The sequence below is a fragment of the Arthrobacter sp. zg-Y1143 genome, from assembly GCF_030125565.1.
In the GTDB taxonomy this organism is placed as follows: domain Bacteria; phylum Actinomycetota; class Actinomycetes; order Actinomycetales; family Micrococcaceae; genus Arthrobacter_B.
The window spans coordinates 212,324-230,281 of the sequence record NZ_JASKLW010000012.1 but is presented as its reverse complement, the minus strand read 5'-3'; the positions used below and the strand labels follow the sequence as shown (position 1 = coordinate 230,281).

General features: G+C 65.2%; 8 protein-coding genes and 1 rRNA gene. 1 reads left to right on the top strand and 8 read right to left on the bottom strand.

What is annotated here, in order from left to right; genetic code table 11:
- Positions 1-311 precede the first annotated feature (311 nt).
- From QNN98_RS14325 to QNN98_RS14310, 4 genes are all read right to left on the bottom strand, one after another.
- A 16S ribosomal RNA gene (locus QNN98_RS14325) occupies positions 312-1,839 on the bottom strand.
- 446 nt (positions 1,840-2,285) lie between these two features.
- Entirely contained in the window at positions 2,286-6,050 is a 3,765-nt protein-coding gene (gene glgB / locus QNN98_RS14320; protein WP_283998007.1) for a 1,4-alpha-glucan branching protein GlgB, read from the bottom strand.
- Complete coding sequence (treS, locus tag QNN98_RS14315) at positions 6,047-7,816, bottom strand: maltose alpha-D-glucosyltransferase (RefSeq protein ID WP_227913333.1); 1,770 nt, start codon at positions 7,814-7,816, stop codon at positions 6,047-6,049. The genes glgB and treS overlap by 4 nt, the downstream gene beginning before the upstream one ends.
- Positions 7,816-9,867, bottom strand: coding sequence for an alpha-1,4-glucan--maltose-1-phosphate maltosyltransferase (locus QNN98_RS14310; RefSeq protein ID WP_283998005.1), 2,052 nt, complete (start codon positions 9,865-9,867; stop codon positions 7,816-7,818). Before QNN98_RS14310 ends, treS begins: the two co-directional genes overlap by 1 nt.
- Positions 9,868-10,038: 171 nt before the next feature.
- Between QNN98_RS14310 and glgP the strand changes: the two genes are divergently transcribed.
- Entirely contained in the window at positions 10,039-12,666 is a 2,628-nt protein-coding gene (gene glgP, locus QNN98_RS14305; protein ID WP_283998003.1) for an alpha-glucan family phosphorylase, read from the top strand.
- Between the two features lie 50 nt (positions 12,667-12,716).
- Here glgP and glgX read toward each other — a convergent pair whose 3' ends face one another.
- The 4 genes from glgX to ispF form a co-directional block, all read right to left on the bottom strand.
- Positions 12,717-14,867 carry a glycogen debranching protein GlgX gene (gene glgX / locus QNN98_RS14300; RefSeq protein WP_283998001.1) on the bottom strand — a complete coding sequence of 717 codons (2,151 nt, stop codon included), beginning with the start codon at positions 14,865-14,867 and terminating at the stop codon, positions 12,717-12,719.
- A gap of 34 nt (positions 14,868-14,901) precedes the next feature.
- Entirely contained in the window at positions 14,902-15,891 is a 990-nt protein-coding gene (rlmB, locus tag QNN98_RS14295) for a 23S rRNA (guanosine(2251)-2'-O)-methyltransferase RlmB (protein WP_227913330.1), read from the bottom strand.
- Positions 15,892-15,986: 95 nt separating this feature from the next.
- Positions 15,987-17,417 (bottom strand): cysteine--tRNA ligase, encoded by a 1,431-nt coding sequence (gene cysS / locus QNN98_RS14290; RefSeq protein WP_283997997.1) that lies wholly within the window; start codon positions 17,415-17,417, stop codon positions 15,987-15,989.
- A 52-nt stretch (positions 17,418-17,469) separates the two neighbouring features.
- Positions 17,470-17,958: a 2-C-methyl-D-erythritol 2,4-cyclodiphosphate synthase gene (ispF, locus tag QNN98_RS14285; RefSeq protein WP_227927042.1), complete on the bottom strand. Its 489-nt coding sequence runs from the start codon at positions 17,956-17,958 to the stop codon at positions 17,470-17,472.

Below are 17,958 nucleotides of genomic sequence, written 5' to 3'. Positions count from 1 at the left end.
TGCGCAGGAACAAACAGAAACAAACCACAACCATGAACACCCCCACCCCCTCAAAGAGGGAAGAAGCCCCACAGCCCTGTTGTCTCAGGACCCAACAGTGTGCCAAACGGTCAACCGGTAACCTGCCCGCACCGCTTTCCAGAACCCCAAAGGGAACGTACTCACTGATGCCAGGCAATCATGCCGGCGCCTATCCATTGATATTCCACCCTTGAGCACCCACCGGAAAACATATGCTTCCGACATGGGCATCTCCTGCAAAGCACACATCCAACACTGTGGAAGGACATCCGCTTCGAGGTGCTCCTTAGAAAGGAGGTGATCCAGCCGCACCTTCCGGTACGGCTACCTTGTTACGACTTAGTCCCAATCGCCGGTCCCACCTTCGACGGCTCCCTCCCACAAGGGGTTAGGCCACCGGCTTCGGGTGTTACCAACTTTCGTGACTTGACGGGCGGTGTGTACAAGGCCCGGGAACGTATTCACCGCAGCGTTGCTGATCTGCGATTACTAGCGACTCCAACTTCATGAGGTCGAGTTGCAGACCTCAATCCGAACTGAGACCGGCTTTTTGGGATTAGCTCCACCTCACAGTATCGCAACCCTTTGTACCGGCCATTGTAGCATGCGTGAAGCCCAAGACATAAGGGGCATGATGATTTGACGTCGTCCCCACCTTCCTCCGAGTTGACCCCGGCAGTCTCCTATGAGTCCCCGCCATAACGCGCTGGCAACATAGAACGAGGGTTGCGCTCGTTGCGGGACTTAACCCAACATCTCACGACACGAGCTGACGACAACCATGCACCACCTGTAAACCGGCCACAAGTGGGGGACCTGTTTCCAGGTCTTACCGGTTCATGTCAAGCCTTGGTAAGGTTCTTCGCGTTGCATCGAATTAATCCGCATGCTCCGCCGCTTGTGCGGGCCCCCGTCAATTCCTTTGAGTTTTAGCCTTGCGGCCGTACTCCCCAGGCGGGGCACTTAATGCGTTAGCTACGGCGCGGAAAACGTGGAATGTCCCCCACACCTAGTGCCCAACGTTTACGGCATGGACTACCAGGGTATCTAATCCTGTTCGCTCCCCATGCTTTCGCTCCTCAGCGTCAGTTAATGCCCAGAGACCTGCCTTCGCCATCGGTGTTCCTCCTGATATCTGCGCATTTCACCGCTACACCAGGAATTCCAGTCTCCCCTACATCACTCTAGTCTGCCCGTACCCACTGCAGACCCGGGGTTGAGCCCCGGGCTTTCACAGCAGACGCGACAAACCGCCTACGAGCTCTTTACGCCCAATAATTCCGGATAACGCTTGCGCCCTACGTATTACCGCGGCTGCTGGCACGTAGTTAGCCGGCGCTTCTTCTGCAGGTACCGTCACTTTCGCTTCTTCCCTGCTGAAAGAGGTTTACAACCCGAAGGCATTCGTCCCTCACGCGGCGTCGCTGCATCAGGCTTTCGCCCATTGTGCAATATTCCCCACTGCTGCCTCCCGTAGGAGTCTGGGCCGTGTCTCAGTCCCAGTGTGGCCGGTCACCCTCTCAGGCCGGCTACCCGTCGTCGCCTTGGTGGGCCATTACCCCAACCAACAAGCTGATAGGCCGCGAGTCCATCCAAAACCGCATAAAGCTTTCCACGAACCGCCATGCGGTGGTCCGTCGTATCCGGTATTAGACCCGGTTTCCCAGGCTTATCCCGAAGTCAAGGGCAGGTTACTCACGTGTTACTCACCCGTTCGCCACTAATCATTCTGTGCAAGCACAGAAGTCATCGTTCGACTTGCATGTGTTAAGCACGCCGCCAGCGTTCATCCTGAGCCAGGATCAAACTCTCCGTAAATGTTCATACAGACACAATGCCGGGGCCAAGGAAAATTGGCCGCCAGGCACTGCACTAAATTCGAAACCAGCTAAAAAAACCATTCCAGCCCACGGGGTGGGCGGAACAGTCGATTCAACCAATTAAAATAAATTGGTATCAATAAACTTGGCACACTATTGAGTTCTCAAACAACAGACTGCTTCCGGCACCAGCAGACTGATCCATCGGGATCAAAGCTCTGCGTCGCTCCGGAGCAACTTTTCTATCTTAGCCGCGCTTCTGCGTGAGTGTCAAACCGGCGTTTGTCCATCCGGCGAACCGGCGGGAAGACCTGCTTCCCCAGACTCACAACCGTTCGAACCTCTCGATCAGCGCGGGAATTAAGCTTAGCACGGTTTCTGCCTGGCTGCTTACGCATGCCAGGCAGAAACCGATCCCACCGGCTGCACCGCCGGTGCGCAGTACTACTGCTTGGGCATCAGGTACAGGACACCGAGCGGCGGGACGGTCAGGGTGGCCGAGGCAGGCTGGCCGTTGCACGCCCCTTCAACCGCCTGGACCACTCCCATATTGCCGACACCGGATCCGCCAAACTCGGCGGCGTCGGTGTTGAGCGCTTCAACCCACTCCCCCGACCACGGCATCCCCAACCGGAAGTTCTCGTGCGGAGCGCCGGCAAAGTTCGCCACGCAGACCAACGGATTTCCCTGATGATCCCATCGGATGAAGGACAGGACGTTGTGCGCCCCGTCGTTCTCATTGATCCACTGGAACCCGGCGGGCTCGTTGTCCCGGTCGGACAGGGCAGGGGTGTTGCGGTAAATCTCGTTGAGCTGCTTCACCATCAGCTGGATGCCCTTGTGCTGCGGGGTATCCGTCAGGTACCAGTCCAGCCCGTACTGCTCGGACCATTCCGCTTCCTGGCCGAACTCCGTGCCCATAAAGATCAACTGCTTGCCGGGGTGCGCCCACTGGAAGGCCAGGTAGGCGCGCAGGTTGGCGAGCTGCTGCCAGCGGTCACCGGGCATCTTGCGCAGCAGCGAACCCTTGCCGTGCACTACTTCGTCATGGCTGATGGGCAGCAGGAAGTTCTCGGTATACGCGTAAACCAGCGAGAACGTGAGCTTGGCATGGTGGTAGACGCGGTTGATCGGGTCTTCGGCCATGTACTCGAGGGTGTCGTGCATCCAGCCCATGTTCCATTTCAGCCCAAACCCGAGACCCCCCGTGCTCGTGGGGCGGGTGACACCGGGGAAAGCCGTGGACTCTTCGGCGATCATCACGATGCCCGGAACCCGCTTGTAAGCGGTTGCATTGACCTCCTGCAGGAAGGAGATCGCTTCCAGGTTTTCGCGTCCGCCGAACGCGTTGGGACGCCACTGGTCCGCAGGCCGGGAATAGTCCAGGTAGAGCATGGAGGCAACGGCATCCACGCGCAGGCCGTCAATGTGGAACTCCTCGAGCCAGTAAAGCGCATTGGCCACCAGGAAGTTGCGCACTTCGCGGCGTCCGTAATCGAAGATCAGCGTGCCCCAGTCGGGCTGCTCGCCGCGCAGCGGATCGCCGTGCTCGTAGAGGGTCTGGCCGTCGAACTTGGCCAGCGCCCAGGAGTCCTTGGGGAAGTGTGCCGGCACCCAGTCCAGGATGACGCCGATACCGGCCTGGTGGAGCCGGTCCACCAGGTAGCGGAACTCATCCGGATGCCCGAAACGGGCGGTGGGGGCAAAGTACGAGGTGACCTGGTAGCCCCAGGAGCCGCCGAACGGGTGTTCGGCCACGGGCATGAATTCCACGTGGGTGAAGCCCTGCCATGCCACGTACTCCGCGAGCTGGTCGGCCATCTCGCGGTAGTTCAGGCCCAGGCGCCAGGAGCCCAGGTGCACTTCGTACACACTCATGGGCGAGTTGTGCGGATCGCGTGCTGCACGCGCTTCCATCCACTCGGCGTCCTCAAACGTGTAGGTGGACTCGACCACGCGGGATCCGGTCAGGGGCGGCACCTCGGTGCCCTTGGCCATGGGGTCGGCCTTTTCCCGCCACACGCCGTCGCTGCCCAGGATTTCGTACTTGTAGCGGGCACCGGGTTCGACGCCGGGAAGGAAAAGCTCCCAGACGCCGGATCCGCCGAGGGAGCGCATGGCGTTAATGGCACCGTTCCAGCCGTTGAAATCGCCCTTGACGCGCACTGCCTGTGCATTCGGCGCCCAGACGGCGAAGCTCACGCCGTGGATGTCGCCGAGTACTGAGTTGTAGTGGTGCAGGTTGGCGCCGAGAACGGTCCACAGGTTTTCGTGCCGGCCTTCGCCAATCAGGTGCAGGTCCATATCCCCCAGTGAGGGCAGGAAGCGGTAGGGATCGTCGAACACCTGGGGTTCGACGCCGTCGTAGGTCACCTCTACCCGGTAGTCGGGCACAGTACCGGGGGTCCCTGCCTGAAGCGCGCCTACCCAGATGCCGTTGTACTCGTGCCGAAGCGGCAGCCGCCCGTCGGGCGTCACGGCAACGACTTCCTGCGCCAGCGGGCGCAGCGTCCGGATGGTCACCGTTCCGGACTCGTTTGCGTGGGCACCGAGAACGGCGTGCGGCTGGTAATAGCGGCCTTCGGATACGGCCTGCAGCACGTCTTCGGTCACGGGTACGGGCGCCGGGGCCGGTGCTGCTGTGTCCGGGTTGCCGGCAGCCGGAACATCGGGAGCCTCGGGTTCGGCGGTGGCTGCTGCGGACCGCGGCTTGCGGGGCTTATTCATGGTGCTCTCTTCCTGGCTGTCGTCGTCCGCACGCATGGCGTTCTCGGCCTGGGCCAGAATCTGCCGAACGGCTTTAGCCGGCACACTGACCCAGCGGGGACGGTTTCGAATCTCGTACACAACTTCGTACAGCGCCTTGTCCAGCCACAGGGCCAGGAACAGCGGGTCGCTGCGGTTGATGGCGGTGCCGGTTTCCTTCTCGTAACCGCGCAGGAACGCATCCGAGGCGGCCGCAGCCCAGCGGTAGGCGGCCTCGTTGCGCTGCACGGCGTCAGCTCCATACTCTTCGCCGGCAGCATCTTCGCCGGCAGCGCCGTCGATCAGGGCGACGCCGGCTGCGTAGTCAATGGAGCGCAGCATTCCGACGACGTCGCGCAGCGGGGCATCCGGAACGCTGCGTTCCGCGGCAGGCCGCAGCGGCTCCCCTTCGAAATCCAGGACGATCCAGCCGCGCTCAGGTGCGCGCAGCACCTGGCCGAGGTGGTAATCGGCATGGATCCGCTGCAGGTTGGGCAGGGTCTGGAGGTTTCCGAGCTGCTCCAGCAGGTACTCCACGGCGTCCGCGAAGGGACCCACTGTTTCGCCGGCTTCTTTCCAAGCCCACCGGATCCGGGCGCTGAGCGCGGACAGGAACTCTGCGCGTTCAATCGCCGACGGCGGACGGCTGCCGAAAGCTGCCGCGAGCTGCTGGTGGATCCGGCCGGTGGCAGCCCCCAGCTCTTCGGCCTCTGCCGAGAAGTCCCTGCCCTCAAGGGCTGCCGCGGAGGCGATCCGCCAGGCGTCCTGGCTGCCGGGGAAAAATTCGCGCAGGACGGACAGGTGTCCGGTCAGCAGGGTTTCCCCCGTTTCGTCCGCAATATCCTTCCAGGTGCCCGTGACCCACCCGTACGTTGCCGGCACATCCACCGAGCCGACCTCGGTCAACCGGGCGCTGACCTCGACGTCGGGGCTGACGCCGGCGGCCACAACGCGGTAGAACTTGACGATCAACGGTGCCTCGGGAGCCTGCACGACCACCGAAGTGTTGGACTGTTCACCCTTAAGCAGCTTGGTGGGCAGCGGTTCCACAAACGGCTCCCAGTCCTCGAAGCCGTCCTGGGCAAAACCGTGGGTGTGGCCGTCCAGGGATGATGCCTGGGCCCGCATGAGTTCAAGCCAGGCTGTGACGAACACCGGGTCGGCGGTGGCGTCGTACAGCCACCGCTCCCCCAGTTCCTCGTGGTGCGCCCGTCCCAGCAGGGACGCTTCGAGTTCGGGCGCAGCGTTTGACCGGTAGCTCACCGGCACGCTGATCACATCCCGGCGGTCGCCGGAGACGACGGCGATGAGGTGCACTTCCATGCCCACCTCGCCGTCGGGATCCTCGAGGCGGATGCCGCCGACCCGTTCCAGCAGCACATCCCGGCCCTTGGCCGGGAACCATCGCTGGCCGGGCAGCCAGGACGTCAGGATTTCGGGCAGGGACGGGTTCAGCTGGGTCATCGCCGTGCGGCCTCCGAGATTGGAATCATGGGAATAGCTTCGGTCTGCGGCGAAGAGGTGTCGGATTTCACCGACCGCAGGCGCAGCCAGTAGAAGTCATGGCTGCCCAGGGTCAGGGTCAGCGCCCCGTCATCCCCAATGGTGGGGAAGAGAGTGCCGCCGAAGGCATCGCGCAGGCCGCGGTTGGCAAATTCAGGCAGCTTCATGGACGCGGAAATAGGGTGCTGGGACAGGTTGAAGATGCACAGCATCGTCTCCCCCGGCTCTCCTTCCGGGTTGTTGTCCGGAAGCTCACGCACGAAGGCCAGGGCTGCCTCTGCGTCCGTGGGCACGTTCCGGTAGGATCCCAGCCCGAAGGCAGGGTGGGCCCGGCGGACCATAATCATCTGCCGGATCCAGTGCAGCAGGGAGCTGGAGCTGGCCAGCTGCGCCTCCACGTTGACGTGGTTGTAGTGGTAGACCAGCGACTGGACCACGGGCAGGTACAGCTTTCCCGGATCAGCCGTGGAGAACCCGGCGTTGCGGTCCGGGTTCCACTGCATGGGCGTGCGCGAGGAGTCCCGGTCTTCGAGCCAGATGTTGTCGCCCATGCCCAGCTCGTCCCCGTAGTACAGGAACGGGCTGCCCGGCAGGGCCAGCAGCATCGCGTGGATCAGTTCGATTTCGGAACGGGAGTTGTCCAGCAGCGGAGCCAGCCGGCGCCGGATGCCGATGTTGGCCCGCATCCGCGAATCCGGGGCGTACCAGCCGAGCATGGCCTGGCGTTCCTCATTGGTCACCATTTCCAGGGTCAGCTCGTCATGGTTGCGCAGGAAGGTCCCCCACTGTGCGCCCGGCGGGATGGCCGGGGTTTCCTCCATGGTCTGGATGATGGGGGCTGCCTTCTGGTCCCGCAGCGCGTAGAACAGCCGCGGCATGATCGGGAAGTGGAAGCACATGTGGCATTCGTCGCCGGTCTCGTCGCCGAAGTACTCCACCACTTCGTGCGGCATCTGGTTGGCTTCGGCGATGATGACCCGGCCCGGATAGTTTTCATCCACCATGGTCCGCAGGTCCTTGAGGAACCGGTGCGTGGCGGGCAGGTTCTCGCAGTTCGTGCCGTCTTCTTCGAACAGGTACGGGATGGCATCCGCACGGAACCCGTCGATGCCCTGGTCCAGCCAGAACCGGACGACGTCGAAGATCGCCTCGACAACCTTGGGGTTCTCGAAGTTCAGGTCCGGCTGGTGGCTGAAGAACCGGTGCCAGAAGAACTGCCGGCGGACCGGGTCGAAGGTCCAGTTCGATTCCTCGGTGTCCACGAAGATGATCCGGGCGTCTTCGTACTTCTCATCCGTGTCCGACCAGACGTAGAAGTCCCCGTAGGGGCCGTCCGGATCATTGCGGGACTCCTCGAACCAGGGGTGCTTGTCGGAGGTGTGGTTCAGCGGCAGGTCGATGATGACGCGGAGTCCGCGCGCATGCGCTTCGGCCACCAGGCGCTTGAAATCGCTGATGGTGCCGAACTCGTCCAGGACGTCGTAGTAATCGGAGATGTCATAGCCGCCGTCGCGCAGGGGCGACTTGAAGAACGGCGGCAGCCAGAGGCAGTCGATGCCCAGCCACTGCAGGTAGTCGAGTTTTTCGATCAGGCCGCTGAAGTCACCTGATCCGTCCCCGTTGGCATCCGCGAAGCCGCGGACAAGTACTTCATAAAAAACGGCCTTGCGGTACCAATGCGGATCATTGGTCAAGCCGGGTGCGTGCAGTTGAAACGGGTTGGGCACTAGGAGTTCCTCCGAACGGACAGGATGTGCGCGGGTTCAAAATGGGCGTCAAGTCGGACGTAGTTGTGGGCTCCCCAGCGCCAGCTCTGGCCGCTGATGAGGTCATCCACCCAGAAGGTGCCGTCTTCGTTGAAGTCCGCAGGGGTCAGGTGAAGGGCATCGAGGTCGAGGCTGACCGTGGATTCGCGGGCGCTGTGGGGGTCCACATTGACCACGATAATCAACGTGTCACTGCTGGACGGATCACCGGGCCGGACCTGCTTGTGCTTGGAGTAGACCACCGTCGCCTCGTCGGTGCTGGAGTGGACCGTCAGGTTCTCCAGGTCGCCCAGGGCGGGATGGCTGCGGCGGATCTCGTTCAGCCGGGTGATGTAGGGAGCCAGGCTGCGGCCCTCTGCTTCGGCGGCAGCGAAGTCACGCTGCTTGTACTCGAACTTTTCGTTGTCGATGTACTCCTCCGCCCCGGGCCGGGCCACATGTTCAAAGAGTTCGTAGCCGGCGTAGACGCCCCACAGCGGGCTGCCGGTGGACGCCAGCACCGCACGGATCTTGAAGGCGCCGGGGCCTCCGTACTGCAGGAACTCGGTGAGGATGTCGGGGGTGTTGACGAAGAAGTTCGGACGGAAGAACGCCGCCGAGTCATGGGAGACCTCGGTGAAGTAGTCCTCGATCTCCTTGCGGGAGTTCCGCCAGGTGAAGTAGCTGTAGGACTGCTGGAACCCGGCTTTGGCCAGGGCATGCATCATGGGCGGGCGGGTGAAGGCCTCGGCCAGGAAAATGACGTCCGGGAACTCGTCATTGACCGTGCTGATCAGCCATTCCCAGAAGCGCAGCGGCTTGGTGTGCGGGTTGTCCACGCGGAAGATCCGCACGCCGTGGCTGATCCACAGGCGCACGATGCGCAGGATCTCCTGCGCCAGGCCCTCGTAGTCATTGTCGAAGTTCAGGGGATAAATGTCCTGGTACTTCTTCGGCGGGTTCTCCGCGTAGGCAATGGAGCCGTCCACGCGGGTGGTGAACCATTCCGGGTGGCTCTGCACCCAGGGATGGTCGGGGGAAGCTTGGAGGGCGAGGTCGATGGCCACTTCCAGCCCAAGCCCGCGGGCGGTGTCCACAAAGGCATCAAAATCTTCGAAGGTGCCCAGGTCCGGGTGGATGGCGTCGTGGCCGCCTTCGGCCGCGCCGATGGCCCAGGGCGATCCGGGATCCTGCGGGCCGGCGACCAGCGTGTTGTTCGGGCCCTTGCGGTGGCTGGCGCCGATCGGGTGCACCGGCGGCAGGTAGATGACGTCGAACTGCATGTCCGCCACGCGCTGCAGGCTGCGGGCGGCCGTGCGGAAGGTTCCCGAAGTCCACTCCCGTGTGGCCGGATCAAGGACCGCGCCTTCGGAGCGGGGGAAGAATTCGTACCAGGCGCCCCGGCCGGCAAGCTCGCGCTCCACCAGGATCGGGAACCGGTCAGAGCTGGTGACCAGGTCGCGGATGGGATCGCGGTCCAGCACTTCGGTCACTGCGGAGGTGGCAGCGGCGGCCAGGCGCTCCTCGACGGGCAGTCCGGTATCGGCGAGCGCTGCTGCAGCGGACCGCAGGACGTCTGCGTCGGACCCGGTGCGCTCCGCTGCGGCGGCCGCGAACAGGTGGTGGCCTTCGGTAAGCATCAGCTCGACGTCGACACCGGCGGCGATCTTCACTTCCGCGTTGTGGTGCCAGGTGGCGTAGAGGTCGGCCCAACCCTCCACGGCGAAACTCCAGCGCCCGGTGTCTGCGGGGCGAAGCATTCCTTCCCAGCGGTCCAGGCCCAGGCCGACCGGGTGCATCCGGTTCCGGGCGGCCACGTTGCCCTGGGGGTCGTACAGCACAGCGCTGGCACCCACGAGGTCATGGCCTTCGCGGAATACGGTGGCACCGATGACCAGGTCCTCGCCCGGAACGGCTTTGGCGGGGAAACGGCCGTACTCAACCACGGGGGACACATTGGTTACGGGTATCCGGCCAAACCGGAGGTCCTTGGGCGGCAGGTCTTCTGGTGTCAATGCGCTGGATGTGGTCACAGACTAGACGTTAGCGAGATTTTGGGCAGAATGCTAAGGCAACGTACTTTTTGCGGGAATCGCCGCAGGTGGGCCCGGGTTTCACCTGCTTTTCAAGGCCTGCGGGAAATTCCGTTGCTTTTGTCAGTTATTCCGGTTTATGCCGCCGCGAAGTGCGCTAGCCTAACCGGGGTGAAGGCAATCCGCAGATTTACCGTCCGCACTGTCCTACCTCCCAGCATTGAGCCCCTCGGGCGGCTGGCCTGGAATTTGCGCTGGTCCTGGCACCAGCCCACGCTCCGGCTGTTCGAGAGCCTGGACCCCGAAGCCTGGCGTACCAGCGGCGGCGATCCGGTGAAGCTGCTGGGCACCGTAAGCCGGGACAAGCTTGAGCGCATTGCCCAGGATGAGCATCTGGTCTCCGTCATCCAGGACCTGGGCGAAGACCTCGACAAATACCTCCATGAACCGCGCTGGTACCAGGGACTGGGCGAGGACGCTCCGCAGTCCATTGCCTACTTCTCCCCTGAGTACGGCATCAGCGCCGTGCTGCCGCAGTACTCCGGCGGCCTGGGCATCCTGGCCGGCGATCATTTGAAGGCCGCCTCGGACCTGGGTGTGCCGCTGATAGCCGTCGGGCTGCTCTACAAGGCCGGCTACTTCAAGCAGGCGCTGTCCCGGGACGGCTGGCAGCTCGAAACCTACCCCGTGCTGGATCCCAACGGCCTGCCGCTGACCCTGCTGCGGGAGGAGGACGGCAGCCCGGCCAAAATCGCCCTTCCGCTGCCGGACAACCGGCAGCTGACGGCACAGATCTGGCGCGCCGACGTCGGGCGGGTTCCGCTGCTGCTGCTGGACTCCGACGTCATCGGCAACGACGACGCCGCCCGCGGCATCACCGACCGGCTCTACGGCGGCGGCGGAGACCACCGCCTGCAGCAGGAACTGCTGCTGGGCATGGGCGGGGCCAAGGCGCTGCGTGTGTTCCAGCGGCTGACCCATGCTCCCGCGGCTGAGGTCTTCCACAGCAACGAGGGCCACGCCGGGTTCCAGGGCGTGGAACGGATCCGGGAGCTGATGGATGAGGGCATGACCTGGGAGGAAGCACTGACCGTTGCCCGCGCTTCCACGGTCTTCACGACCCACACCCCGGTGCCGGCCGGCATTGACCGGTTCGAGCAGGCCCAAATCCGCCATTTCTTCAGTGCCGGGCTGGCCCAGTCGGTCCCCACGGACCGGATCCTGGCGCTCGGCGCGGAGAACTATGAGGGCGGCGACCCGTCCAAGTTCAACATGGCCGTGATGGGCCTGCGGCTGGCGCAGCGGGCCAACGGCGTGGCGAAACTGCACGGAGAAGTGTCCCGGGAAATGTTCTCCGGCCTCTGGCCCGGCTTCGACGTCTCCGAGGTGCCCATCACCTCGGTCACCAACGGCGTGCACGTCCCCACCTGGATTGATCCGGAGGTGACGGCCCTGGCCAGCGAAAAGTTCGGTGTGTCCACCGTCCACGACCGCGACTGGGGCCGGGCATACGAGATCGACGACAAGGACCTGTGGGACCTGCGGCGGAAGCTGCGCAGCAACCTGGTGCAGGACGTGCGGCAGCGGGTCAAGAACGCCTGGCGCAAGCGGGGGGCTTCGGACGCGGAACTGGCCTGGAGCGAGCACGTCCTGGACCCGGGCGTGCTGACCATCGGCTTTGCGCGACGCGTGCCCACCTATAAGCGGCTGACCCTGATGCTGCGGGATCCGGCCCGGCTGAAGGCACTGCTGCTGCATCCGACCAGGCCCATCCAGGTGGTGGTGGCGGGCAAATCCCATCCCGCCGATGAGCAGGGCAAAAAGATGATCCAGGACCTGGTGCGTTTCACGGACGACCCGGCGGTGCGTCACCGGATTGTGTTCCTGCCCAATTACGACATTGCCATGGCACGGACCCTGTTCCCCGGCTGCGACGTGTGGCTGAACAACCCGCTGCGGCCGTTGGAGGCATCTGGAACGTCCGGCATGAAGTCGGCCATCAACGGCGGCCTGAACCTGTCCATCCTTGATGGCTGGTGGGATGAAATGTACGACGGCAACAACGGCTGGGCCATTCCCTCCGCCAACCCCAGCAAGGGCACCCGCACCCGGGAGGTGTACAGCGCGGACCAGCGCGACGACATCGAGGCGGCAGCACTGTATGACCTCCTGGAGAACTCGGTGGCACCCATGTTCTACGGTGCCGAGCCCCCCGCAGATGCGGGCGCGGCCGGCCCTTCCGAACCGCCCGCCGATTCCCTGCCGCACGAGTGGCTGGAAATGGTCAAGCACACCCTCGCGGACCTGGGCCCGAACGTCTCCGCCGCGCGGATGCTCAAGGACTATGTGAACCGGCTGTACCGGCCGGCAAGCTCGTCGGGGCGGGCCATGACGGCGGAGGGATACTCCGCCGCCAAGGAACTGGCCCTGTGGATCACCCGGGTCCGGGACGGCTGGTCCACCGTGCAGGTGGAGCACGTGGATTCGGTGGGTGTCAGTGAGAACCCGCAGATCGGCGACAGCCTGACCGTACAGGCCTACGTCTCCCTGGGTTCGCTCCGGCCCGAGGATGTCAGCGTGGAAGTGGCCTACGGCATGGTCACCGAAAATGACCGCCTGAGCGGACACCGGCTCCAGGAACTGTCTCCGGAGGAGGACCTGGGCTCGGGACGGCACATGTTCAAGGGCACCATCCGGATTGAGCAGGCCGGACCGTTCGGCTACACCGTTCGGGTGCTCCCGACCCATTCAGGCCTGGCGTCCAAGGCCGAGCTGGGGCTGGTGGCCAACGCCTCTTAGCCGGTGTTGCACGGACGGGCACCGTACCGGCGCGGCCCGTCCGTGACCGGCTAGGCGGCGCGGTAGAGGCTGATGGAATTCGCGGGCACAGTGTCCGTCTCCCCGGCCGGCAGACGGGCACCGTGCCGGTTTGCCTCGCCCGGGACATCGGCGGTGGAAAACACCAGTTCGTACCCCAGGTCCGTACCGTCGGGTCCTGCTCCCGCGTCCTGGCTGATGCCGGCGTCCCGGCGCGCCGCTGACAGGGCTTCGGCGTCCGGCAGCCGGATCCCGACGTCGTGCAGCCCGCCGTTGAGCACCACCGACCCGTTCAGCGCCCCGTCGCCGGACCCGATCAAAACCTGCACCAGCCGGGTGCGCGGGTCATTCCAGCGTTCGGGGGTCATGGGTAAGCCGTCCTGGTCGAACCAGAGCAGGAAGGACTGCCGCGGGTCGGCCGGGAAGTGGTACGGCTGCCTGGCCAGGTATTCGCGGCGCAGGCGCAGGAGCGTGCGGGTGGTCGAGAGCATCCGCCGGGCGGAGTCGTCGAAGTCCCAGTGCAGCCAGGAGAGCTCATTGTCCTGGCAGTAGGCGTTGTTGTTGCCGCGCTGGCTGCGTCCGGTCTCGTCGCCGGCAGTCAGCATGGGAACGCCCAGGGACAGGGTCAGCGTGGCCATCAGATTCCGGGCGGTGCGGGCGCGGCCCGCGTTGATCCGCTCGTCGTCGGTGGGCCCTTCGACGCCGTGGTTGTAGCTGCGGTTCTCGCCGGTCCCGTCCCGGTTCTCTTCCCCGTTGGCCTCATTGTGCTTGCGCTCGAAGGTGGTCAGGTCGGCAAGGGTGAAGCCGTCGTGGGCGGTGATGAAGTTGATGGACGCCAGCGGGGTGCGGCCGGACCCGGCAAACAGTTCAGAGGAGCCGGCCAGCGCACCGGCCAGCCGGCCCATGGAACCGCCTTCGCCGCCGGCGGCCAGCGCCGCCTGGTCCCGGAGCCAGAAATCCCGGGCGATGTCGCGGAAATGGTCGTTCCAATCCGCCCAGCCCTGCGGGAAGCGGCCGGTCTGCCATCCGTCCGGGCCCACGTCCCACGGTTCGGAAATGAGTTTTACGTCCTGCAGCACGGCATCCGCCGCCACCGCCACCAGGAAGGGGTGCCGCGGGTTGAACTTTCCGTCACCGTCACGGCACAGCGTAGGTGCCAAGTCGAAGCGGAAACCGTCCACCCGGTATTCCTGCACCCAGTGGCGCAGCGAATCCAGGGCCAGCTGGACCACACGGGGCTCGCTGAAATCCAGCGTGTTGCCGCACCCGGTGGTGTCCACGTATCCGCCGTCGGGACCGTGCCGGTAGTAGGTTTCATCCCCCAGCCCCCGCCAACTCAAGGCCGGCCGTTCGGCCTTGCCCTCGGCGGTGTGGTTGTAGACCACGTCCAGCAGGACCTCGATGCCGGCTTCGTGCAGGGCCTTGACCATTGCCTTGACCTCGTCCTGCACGGCCTGGGCACCGGCCCGGCGGGCAGCCTCCGTAGCGTACCCGGCATGCGGGGCGAAGAAACCGAGAGTGTTGTACCCCCAGTAGTTGGTCAAGCCCAGCTCCTGCAGGTGCAGCTCATCGGCGTGGAAGTGCACCGGCAGCAGTTCCACGGCGGTGATGCCCAGGTCCTGGAGGTACTGGACCATCACCGGGTGCCCCATGCCGGCGTAGGTTCCGCGGAGCTCTTCGGGGATTCCGGGATGCAGCATGGTCTGGCCGCGGACATGGGCCTCGTATATGACCGTGTCCCGCCACGGGGTGTACGGCCGCGTTGAATCACCCCAGTCGAAAGCCGAGCCCGTGTAAACGGAGAAATAGACGGGGTCGGAGCCACTGTCTGCTTCCTCTATGCCGCGGCCGTAGGGATCCAGCAGCAGCTGGAACCCTCCCGGCTCCGCGGGAAGGTCCGCGCCCCGCGGCCAGAAACCGTACCGGCTGCCCGGCCGCAGCCCGAGGACCCGGCCGTGGTGGATGCCCAGCACCGTATCCGTGAGCGGCGCCGATTTCCAGCTGCCCGGCGCCGTCTCGTAGTAAATGTCCAGCGCGGGCACGCCCGGAGCGTAAACGGACACGTTGACGGTTCCGGGCACCTCCGGCACACCGGGCACCGCGTGCCGGAGGCCCAGCGGAAGGGGCCGCGAGTCCCGCTTCGGTGCGCTGCCCGCGGTGGTACCGGTAATCACGTGTGCCATGGTGCCCTTTGCTGCCGGAGGCGGAACCTGAGGACTAGGCGGAGCGCTGCCGGGAAATTTCGTACAGGGTAATGCCAACAGCCATGGAGGCATTGAGCGACTCCATGGCGGAATCGATCGGAATGGATACGATCTGGTCGCAGTTCTCGCGGACCAGGCGGGACAGGCCCTTGCCCTCGGAGCCGACCACAATGCAGATCGGCTCCTTGGCCAGCACGATCGACGGCAGTGACACGTCGCCGTCGCCGTCCAGTCCGAGGACAAAGATGCCCATCTTCTTGAACGTCTTCAGGGTGTTGTTCAGGTTGCCTGCGCGGGCCACGGGAACGCGGACGGCAGCACCGGCACTGGTCTTCCAGGCCGACGCGGTGACGCCCACGGCACGCCGCTCGGGCACGATCACGCCGTGCGCGCTGAAGGCGGAAGCGGAGCGGATGATCGCGCCGAGGTTGCGGGGATCCGTGATTCCGTCCAGGGCCACGAAGAGCGGCGCGTTGCGGATGTGCCCCTTCTTCCAAGCCTCGATGGTTTCGGAGGCAAGGTCCGTGGGATCAGCGTATTCGTACGGCGGGATCTGCAGGACCAGGCCCTGGTGCACGGCCTCGTTGGTCATGCGGTCCAGTTCCGGCTTGTGCGTTTCCATCACCGGCAGGCCGCGTTCGGCGGCCATTTTCAGGGATTCGCGGACACGGTCGTCCATGTCGATGCGGACGGCAACGTGGAGGGCCTTGGCGGGGATGCCGGCACGCAGGGCTTCCACCACGGAGTTGCGGCCGGTGACGACCTCTTCGGCGACCTTGCCGCGGACGTTGGTGCCGCTGCGGCCGCCGGCGCGGGAGTCGCCGCGCTTGGCAGCGGAGCGCTCGGAAAGCTGCTTGTTCTTGAACGCCTTGTGGTAGGGGCGGTCTTCAGCCTTGGGTGTGGGGCCCTTGCCCTCGAGGGCCTTGCGGCCGAGCCCGCCGGTACCGCCGCTGGGGCCCTTCTTGGCTTTGCGCATTGCGCCGGGACGTCCATTGTTGGCCATCGGTTACACCTTTACTAGAAGAAAGCATTCCCTTTCAGTTTACGCAGTGTCCGGCCGGGCTGCAGGACACCCGCTCCCGGGTCCGGGGGTTCGGCTCAGGCGAAGCTCCAGGACGCGCCGTCGGCAGTGTCCTCCACAGTGATGCCCACCGCGGCCAGCGCGTCACGGATCGCGTCGGCGCGGGCCCAGTCCTTCTCCGCCCGGGCCTGCCGCCGCTCGGCCAGGCGGTCCTGCACCAGGGCGTCCAGGGCGGCGTCGGCGGGCGACGACGACTCGGCCTCACGGGCATCGTCCAGTCCCAGGACGGATGTCATCGCCAGGACGGCGCGGAGCGCCTGCCCGGCGGCGTCGGCGTCGTTTTCGGCCAGTGCCGTGTTCCCGGCACGCACCGTCTCATGCAGCACGGCCAGGGCCTGCGGCACGTTCAAGTCATCATCCATTGCCGCAGCGAACGCCTCGGGAACGGCCTGTGGCCCGGCATCAGCCGCGGCTGCCTTGGCGGCTGCCTTGGCGATAAACCCGTCGATGCGCTCGACGGCGGCAGCGGCCTCCTGCAGGGAGGTGGGCCGGTAGTCCAGCACGGAACGGTAGTGGGCCTGGCCAAGGTAGTAGCGGACCACCCGCGGGCTGGCCGCCTCCAGCATTTGAGCCGGGCTGACGGTGTTGCCGATGGATTTGGACATCTTTTCGCCCTCGAAGGTGACCATGCCGTTGTGCATCCAGAAGTTGGCGAAGCCGTGGCCCGCGGCCTGGGACTGGGCCATCTCGTTTTCGTGGTGCGGGAACCGCAGGTCCAGTCCGCCGCCGTGGATGTCGAACTCGGTGCCGAGGTATTTGGTGACCATGGCAGAGCACTCCAGGTGCCAGCCGGGCCGGCCGCGGCCCCACGGGCTGTCCCATGCGGCCGTGTCCGGCTCACCCTCTTTATGCCCCTTCCACAGCGCGAAGTCCCGGGGGTCGCGCTTGCCGCGGGGTCCGGCGTCGGGCGCAGCCTGCATGTCCTCGATGCTCTGGTGGGTCAGGGACCCGTATTTTTCCCAGGAGCGCACGTCGAAGTACACGTCGCCGGAGTCATCCAGGGCCGGATAGGCGTGGCCGCGCTCGATCAGCGTGGCGATCAAGGCGTGCATTTCCGGGATATGCCCGGTGGCGCGCGGTTCATAGGTGGGCCGCTGCACGCCGAGGGTGTCATAGGCCCGGGCGAATTCCTGCTCGAAGCGGTACGCCAGCGCCCACCACGGCTCGTCCGGTACCACGCCGGGGGCCGGGTCCGCGCCGACGGAATCGGCGGCCTTGGCCAGGATCTTGTCGTCAATATCCGTCACATTGCGCACCACGGTGACCTGCAGGCCGCGGTACCGCAGCCAGCGGGTGAGCTGGTCAAAGGCGATGGCGGAACGGATGTGCCCTACGTGCGGGAGTCCCTGCACGGTGGCACCGCAGTAGTAGAGGCTGGCCTTTCCCTCCACCAGGGGAACGAAGTCCCGGACCTGCGCTGTCGCCGTGTCATAGAATCTCAAGCTCACTGCTCTAGGCTAGCCGAAACCGCCCGTGCCCGGGTCCCGGATTGGCTGGGGGTCAGCGGGTTGCGGAGGCGACGACGGCGGTGGCCACGGCGGCGATTCCCTCGCCCCGGCCGGTGAAACCCAGTCCGTCGGTGGTGGTGGCGGAGACGCTGACGGGTGCACCGGCCGCCGTACTGAGGACCGCTTCGGCTTCGGCCCTGCGGGGGCTGAACTTGGGGCGGTTGCCGATCAACTGCACGGCGATGTTGCCGATCTCGAACCCGGCCTCGCGCACGATCCGTGCCGCCTCGCGGAGCAGCACCACACCCGCGGCGCCGGCATATTCGGGGCGATCGGTGCCGAAATGCGTGCCCAGGTCACCCAGGCCGGCAGCGGAGAACAGCGCGTCCGCTGCGGCGTGCGCCACCGGATCGCCGTCGGAGTGGCCGGCCAGGCCGCGTTCATCCTCCCAGTGCAGGCCCGCAACCCACAGCGGCCGGGGCGCGGATTCGGGGGTGAAGGCGTGGACATCCACGCCAATTCCGGTGCGGGGCATGCTCAT

Excerpts from the sequence above, each read along its gene's own strand:
- glgX (WP_283998001.1), bottom strand. The coding sequence starts at position 14,867 with ATGGCACACGTGATTACCGGTACCACCGCGGGCAGCGCACCGAAGCGG.
- glgB (WP_283998007.1), bottom strand. The coding sequence starts at position 6,050 with ATGACCCAGCTGAACCCGTCCCTGCCCGAAATCCTGACGTCCTGGCTG.
- ispF (WP_227927042.1), bottom strand. The coding sequence starts at position 17,958 with ATGAGCATGCCCCGCACCGGAATTGGCGTGGATGTCCACGCCTTCACC.
- rlmB (WP_227913330.1), bottom strand. The coding sequence starts at position 15,891 with ATGGCCAACAATGGACGTCCCGGCGCAATGCGCAAAGCCAAGAAGGGC.